The sequence below is a fragment of the Paenibacillus brevis genome (assembly GCF_018919145.1).
Taxonomy (GTDB): domain Bacteria; phylum Bacillota; class Bacilli; order Paenibacillales; family Paenibacillaceae; genus Fontibacillus; species Fontibacillus brevis.
Genome location: NZ_JAHLQJ010000034.1, coordinates 22,896 through 29,001 on the forward strand (window position 1 = coordinate 22,896; position 6,106 = coordinate 29,001).

The following is a 6,106-nucleotide window of genomic DNA, read 5'->3' on the forward strand; positions in this document are numbered from 1 at the left end:
GATGAAACCAGTCAAGGTAGGCTTATTGGGTCTGGGCACCGTTGGAACAGGAGTAGTTCGTATTTTGGAAGGACATCAGGAGGACCTTAGCAGTCAGGTAGGCTCTCCGATCGTTATCGAGAAAATTGCTGTCAAGCATGCTGATAAACAACGAAGCGTTGAGATCGATCCCGCGAAGCTGACAGAGGACCCTTGGGAGGTTATTCGCGATCCGGAAATAGATGTGATCGTTGAGGTTATGGGCGGGGTGAATGGCACCCGCGAATTCATGCTGGAGGCGCTCAATTGCGGCAAGCATATCGTTACCGCCAACAAGGACCTTATGGCCTTATACGGCTCGGAGATTCTGGCCAAGGCGACGGAGAAGCAATGCGACGTATTCTATGAAGCAAGTGTTGCCGGAGGCATCCCGATTATTCGTACACTGATCGAAGGATTCTCTTCGGACCGGATTATTAAAATTATGGGTATTGTAAACGGGACGACGAACTATATTTTGACCAAGATGAGCCAGGAAGGCACAAGCTACGAGGATGCGCTGGCAGAAGCGAAGCAGCTTGGTTATGCCGAAGCCGATCCTACCTCCGATGTGGAGGGTCTGGATGCCGCCAGAAAGATGGCGATTCTGGGTACGCTCGGTTTCCGCGCAAATGTGGAGTTAAGCGACGTTCAGGTGCGGGGGATTTCTTCTGTAACCAAAGAAGACATCGCTTATGCGAAGCGGTTGGGTTATGAGATGAAGCTTCTCGGTATTGCTGACCGTGACGAAGAGGAATTCAGTATTAGCGTCCAGCCAACGATGGTGAAGAAGAACCACCCGATTGCTGCTGTGAACGGCGTGTTTAACGCTGTGTATGTATTCGGCGAGGCTGTGGGAGAGACGATGTTCTATGGAGCAGGCGCGGGCGAGATGCCTACCGCTACTTCTGTAGTTGCCGATATTGTCGCCGTGGTCAAGAATCTCAAGCTCGGCGTGAATGGCTTGAAGTCCATTGTTCCTTACAAGCCGAAGAAGCTGAAGAGCGATGATCAAATCTGTTACAAAAACTTCTTGCTGCTGCAGGTTGCGGATAAAGCAGGGGTATTGGCCCAGATTACGCAAGCCTTTGCTGAATATAATGTGAGTCTGGAATCGGTCGTACAGTCTCCGAATGCGGATACGCCTGATGCCGAGATTATGATTGTAACTCACCGTGCCAGCAAGGCGAACATGGATCAGGTGTTGAAATATTTTGAAGGCCTTGAAGTGATTCGCCGGGTGAAGAGCGTATATCGGGTCGAAGGATGAAAGGAAGAAGCAGCATGATTCGTGAAGAAGGAGTTTGCGTTAAAATTCCGGCCAGCACGGCCAACCTTGGACCAGGATTTGATACACTCGGAATGGCATTGGAATTATATGCTTGGCTTGAGTTCAAACCGGCTTCAGAGACGGTCTTTCGCCTGTATGGAGATCATCTGGACGGTCTTCCTTCCGATAAAAGCAATCTGATCTACCAGGTAGCCCAGTCTGTATTCGAACGTGCGGGTGTGAAGGTACCGGAGCTGGAAATATCCATGTATTCGGAAATTCCGTTAACCCGCGGACTTGGAAGCAGCGCTTCGGCCATTGTCGGTGCGCTGTATGCCGCTAATTTACTGATTGGCGAGCCGTTGACCAAAGATGAGCTGTTTGATATGGCAACAGCATTAGAGAATCACCCTGATAATGTAGGAGCTTCTTTATATGGCGGCATTATCGCTGCCGTGTGGGATGGAGCACATGCTACAGCATTGGAAATTCAGCCTCCGGCCGGCCTCCTTACACTTGTGGCGATTCCTGACTTTCAGTTGTCTACCTCACTGGCCAGAAAGGCGCTGCCCGAAACATTCCGTATGCAGGATGTTGTATTCAATGTCAGCCATGCCTCCCTGCTAACCGTTGCTCTGGCCTCAGGCAGACTTGATCTAATCCCTACCGCAATGAAGGATCGAATTCATCAACCCTATCGGGCCCAATTGGTTCCAGGAATGGCGCGGATTTTGGAAGAAGCACCTTCGCACGGTGCGCTTGGGGTGGCTCTAAGTGGAGCAGGACCAACGCTGCTGGCGCTTGTTGAGGAGGATAGCTCCCGGCAAGCGGAACTGGAAAACTTCCTGACAAAGGTATTGGCTGAAGAGGGTATCTCTGCGAAGACTTTATGGCTGCGTCCCTGTGCCGAAGGAGTCACAGAGCTTGCCATGTTAAATAATGTTTCATTTATGGAGCGTATAAAAGGAGAATAAGTTCATGAAGCGAATTGCCTTGCTGCCTTCAGGCTCTGTATCTCATGAGGCCGTGCTGCATCTGTTCCGCGATGAGCCTGTCGAACTGCTTCATTATAAGCAGATTTCCGATGTATTTCTGTCGACAGCCAAAGGAGACAGTGATTACAGCGTAATTCCTATAGAGAATACCATTGAAGGATCGGTTACCTTGCATATGGATTGGCTCGTGCACGAGGTGGAAATACCTATGCAAGTGGAATGGGTCTATCCCTCGATTCAAAATTGGGTTGGCCGCAGAACTGAATTTCTCGGTGCAAGCGATCAACTGGATTATAGCCGGGTTAAAAAGGTACTGTCCCATCCTGTAGCCATGGCGCAGTGCCTTCAGTTCATTCGGACCTATATGCCGCATGCGGAGCTGGAGCATGTCGGCAGTACTTCGGAAGCGGTAAAGCTGGTGCAAGAGCATCCCGGCGAAGGGTGGACGGCTATTGGTACTGCATTGGGCGCCGAGAGGTATGGGTTGGATATTATGGCTAGTCAGGTCACGGACCATGATAATAATTTTACACGCTTTGTATTGATCGGGCCCAAGCCTGTAGTACTCCCTCAAGCTCCGATAGAGGACAAGACAAGTATTCTGGTTACGCTCCCTGAGGATTTCCCGGGGGCGCTGCATCAGGTGCTGGCGGCATTTGCCTGGCGGAGACTGAACTTGTCACGGATCGAATCTCGTCCGACGAAGAAGCGGTTAGGCAGCTATTATTTCTACATGGATGTCTTGGCGCCTATCAGCTCCGTGCTGCTTCCATTAGCGATCGAAGAGATCGAGGCTTTAGGATGTCAGGTTCGTATTCTTGGCAGCTACCCAAGCTATTCTTATGAAGGATTAAAATCGGAGGTGTAATAACGATGGCAGAGCAATGGATTTATTTGGACGGTCAGTTCGTTACAAAGGAAAATGCAAAGGTATCGGTATTCGACCACGGATTTTTGTATGGGGACGGTATTTTTGAAGGAATTCGGATCTATAATGGCAATATTTTCAAGTGTAAAGAGCATTTGGACCGGTTATATGATTCGGCAAAATCCATTATGCTGAACATTCCTCTTACCTATGAGGATATGCAGGATGCGCTGGTTGAGACACTTCGGAAAAATGAGCTGCGCGACGGCTACATCCGCCTTATTGTTTCTCGTGGCGCAGGCAATTTGGGCCTTGATCCAAACCGTTGCCCGAAAGCCTCGGTAGTCATTATCGTTGAACAACTTGCTATTTATTCGGAGGAAGCTTACAGAACCGGCCTGAAGACAGTCTCCGTGTCCACGCGCCGCAATATTCCGGATGCCTTGAATCCGAAGATCAAATCTTTGAATTACTTGAACAATATTCTCGTTAAAATTCAGTCTAATCTGGCTGGAGCAGGCGAGGCCATTATGATGAATGCCCAAGGTTACGTGACAGAGGGCTCCGGAGATAATATCTTTATTATTAAGAACGGTGTAATCACAACTCCGCCGTGCTACCTGGGAGCACTTGACGGCATTACCCGTCAGGCGATCATCGAGATCTGCCGCAAGCAAGGCTATGCCCTGAAGGAAGAACCCTTCACGATGCATGATGTCTATGTGGCGGACGAAGTCTTCCTGACTGGAACTGCCGCAGAAGTGATAGCGGTACGCGAGGTGGATGGCCGCATTATCGGAGAGGGCCATGCGGGACCGATCACATTGAAGCTGCTTGAACAATTCCGCAGCATCGTTGATCAAGACGGCTTGAAGGTCTGGTAGCTAGTGAAATCCTGTTTTTCCTTTTTAGGAAAAATGGGATTTTTTTATAGAGAGGATGTCAAAAAGCTGGGCCTTCGCATAGGATGTATTAATTGGGCCCCGGGCGGGAGATTCGCGTACCGGAGAAGAATCCTAGGAGGTCTTTGTCACTGTGAAAATCCACATTGTAAAACAAGGGGACTCTTTATACGAAATTGCCAAGAAGTATAATGTTCCTCTTGAAAAGCTGATTGAAGCCAACCCTCAAATTACCAATCCCGAGGTATTGAATCTTGGCGACAAGATCAAAATCCCGGCAAATGCGGTACCTGTAAACGGGGGGGCAGGAAAGGTGTACGATCACACCGTAAAATCGGGCGATTCATTATGGAAATTATCCAAAGCTTGGGGATTGCCGTTGCAGGCATTGATAGAAGCCAACCCTCAGCTCGTTAATCCCAATGAGCTCAAGGTGGGTGAGGTGATTCATATCCCTACCAAAGGGACACAGACATCGCCAGCACCATCTAGCCCATCTAATCCAGCCAACCCGAACACGAATATTTCGCCTATTGCTACAGCCCCTTCAGGTAAAAAGAATACAGCCCCCATCACTACCACGCCGGTTGAGAAGAAGAACACCGCTCCTGTGGCTGAAAAGAAAAATACGGCTCCTGTGGTTGAGAAGAAAGAGGAGACCAAACCGATTGTCAACGAGCCGGTAAAGAAGACTCCGATTCAGTTGGAGGTAGAAGTCGAGCATTTCACCTATGAGACTGTCAAACACGAAAATAAGATGCATGTTCAACCTGCAAAAGCTGAAAAGTCGGCATGCCCGCCTATTGCAGAATATCCGGTGCTTCCTTCACCTTATGCGTACCAATTCGATGTGCCATCTAATATCGCACCGATTTCAGCTTCACCAGCTTCCCCGTGCGGTTGTTCAGGAAATGTCTCGAACCAGCCTAATATGCCGCATCAAAATTTATTCTATCAGTATCAGGTACCTGCCCAACCCGTGAATGCTTATTATGAGACCCCGCAATATACTCAAGTTCAGCCCGCTTTTGCAGAGACTCCTTGGACTGGCGAATATCCTGGGATCTCAAATGCACCTGCTTATCAGCAAATGGATAATAATCCGAATATGTATGGAGTCTCGAATTATCCTAGTAATCTTCCTAATCAACCATTCCCTGCGGAGATCAGTCCGATGTCTATAGCAGAGAATTCGGGATTTCCTGCAACTTGGGGAATGCCAGCTGGCAACGCTCCGTTTCCTGGTAATGCGGGTACTTATCCTGCCAATGCCTATGGAGGAAATGCACCATTTCCGGCGGCACCCGCATGGGGGGGGATGCCGATGCCGTATGGATACCATCAATCGGCTTATGGTGCAGTAATGCCTGGCGCTATGACAGGTGCTGTCCCTGCTACTCCTGAAATAGCCGGAATGACTGGGGGGCCTGCACTTCCTCAAGGGAATATTCCAGCAGCTCCACTAGGGGGATTTGGCGTAAATAATAATGCCGGCCATGTCGGTGTAGCGGATAATGTTTCACCGCAAAGTTTAGGCGCCGCCAAAGGGAAATCGAATGCCAAAGCTAGAAAGTCAGCGAAGATTTCATCAAGCAAGAAATCCCGCAGCAAATCCCGTAAACGCACGGCGTTGAAATCGGAAGGGGATCTGACCAAGAATCCTTGGATTAATCAATAATTATGATAGAAGCGGACCTCCTTAGAATAAGGGGGCCGCTTCTTGATTAAATAAACTTCTTGCGTGCCGAGGTTGAGCAGAGAGAAATAATATGCTATATTTAATACCCCGATAATATAGCGCTTTCTTTTCGGGGAAATGGACAAGCCGAATACGATTAAAAGTTTTTCGAAAAAAAGGCTTGCACTTAGTTGCTCAGCATGATATATTATTTGAGTCGCCGCTGAAACGCAGCGATGTGCGAAACGAAGTTGATCTTTGAAAACTGAACAACGAGTGAGTATTATAAGAGAATTAATCATTCTCGTCAGTATTGAAATGAGCAAGTCAAACACCTTAATGGAGAGTTTGATCCTGGCTCAGGACGAACGCTGG

At 48.7% G+C, this 6,106-nt stretch carries 5 protein-coding genes; all 5 read left to right on the forward strand.

The window, feature by feature from the left end; translation table 11 throughout:
- The first annotated feature begins 1 nt into the window (after position 1).
- Positions 2–1,288, forward strand: coding sequence for a homoserine dehydrogenase (locus KQJ23_RS22945; RefSeq protein WP_216481220.1), 1,287 nt, complete (start codon positions 2–4; stop codon positions 1,286–1,288).
- Between the two features lie 14 nt (positions 1,289–1,302).
- A complete protein-coding gene (gene thrB / locus KQJ23_RS22950; protein WP_216481227.1) occupies positions 1,303–2,262 on the forward strand; it encodes a homoserine kinase in 960 nt (319 codons plus the stop codon).
- Between the two features lie 4 nt (positions 2,263–2,266).
- A complete protein-coding gene (pheA, locus tag KQJ23_RS22955) occupies positions 2,267–3,151 on the forward strand; it encodes a prephenate dehydratase (protein WP_216481221.1) in 885 nt (294 codons plus the stop codon).
- A gap of 5 nt (positions 3,152–3,156) precedes the next feature.
- Positions 3,157–4,035, forward strand: a complete 879-nt coding sequence (ilvE, locus tag KQJ23_RS22960; protein ID WP_216481222.1) for a branched-chain-amino-acid transaminase — start codon at positions 3,157–3,159, stop codon at positions 4,033–4,035.
- 151 nt (positions 4,036–4,186) lie between these two features.
- Positions 4,187–5,731, forward strand: a complete 1,545-nt coding sequence (locus tag KQJ23_RS22965; RefSeq protein ID WP_216481223.1) for a LysM peptidoglycan-binding domain-containing protein — start codon at positions 4,187–4,189, stop codon at positions 5,729–5,731.
- Positions 5,732–6,106: the final 375 nt, after the last annotated feature.

What these genes read in the sequence shown, in the direction of transcription:
- KQJ23_RS22945 (WP_216481220.1), top strand. Translation starts at nt 2, where the DNA reads ATGAAACCAGTCAAGGTAGGCTTATTGGGTCTGGGCACCGTTGGAACA.
- thrB (WP_216481227.1), top strand. Translation starts at nt 1,303, where the DNA reads ATGATTCGTGAAGAAGGAGTTTGCGTTAAAATTCCGGCCAGCACGGCC.
- pheA (WP_216481221.1), top strand. Translation starts at nt 2,267, where the DNA reads ATGAAGCGAATTGCCTTGCTGCCTTCAGGCTCTGTATCTCATGAGGCC.
- ilvE (WP_216481222.1), top strand. Translation starts at nt 3,157, where the DNA reads ATGGCAGAGCAATGGATTTATTTGGACGGTCAGTTCGTTACAAAGGAA.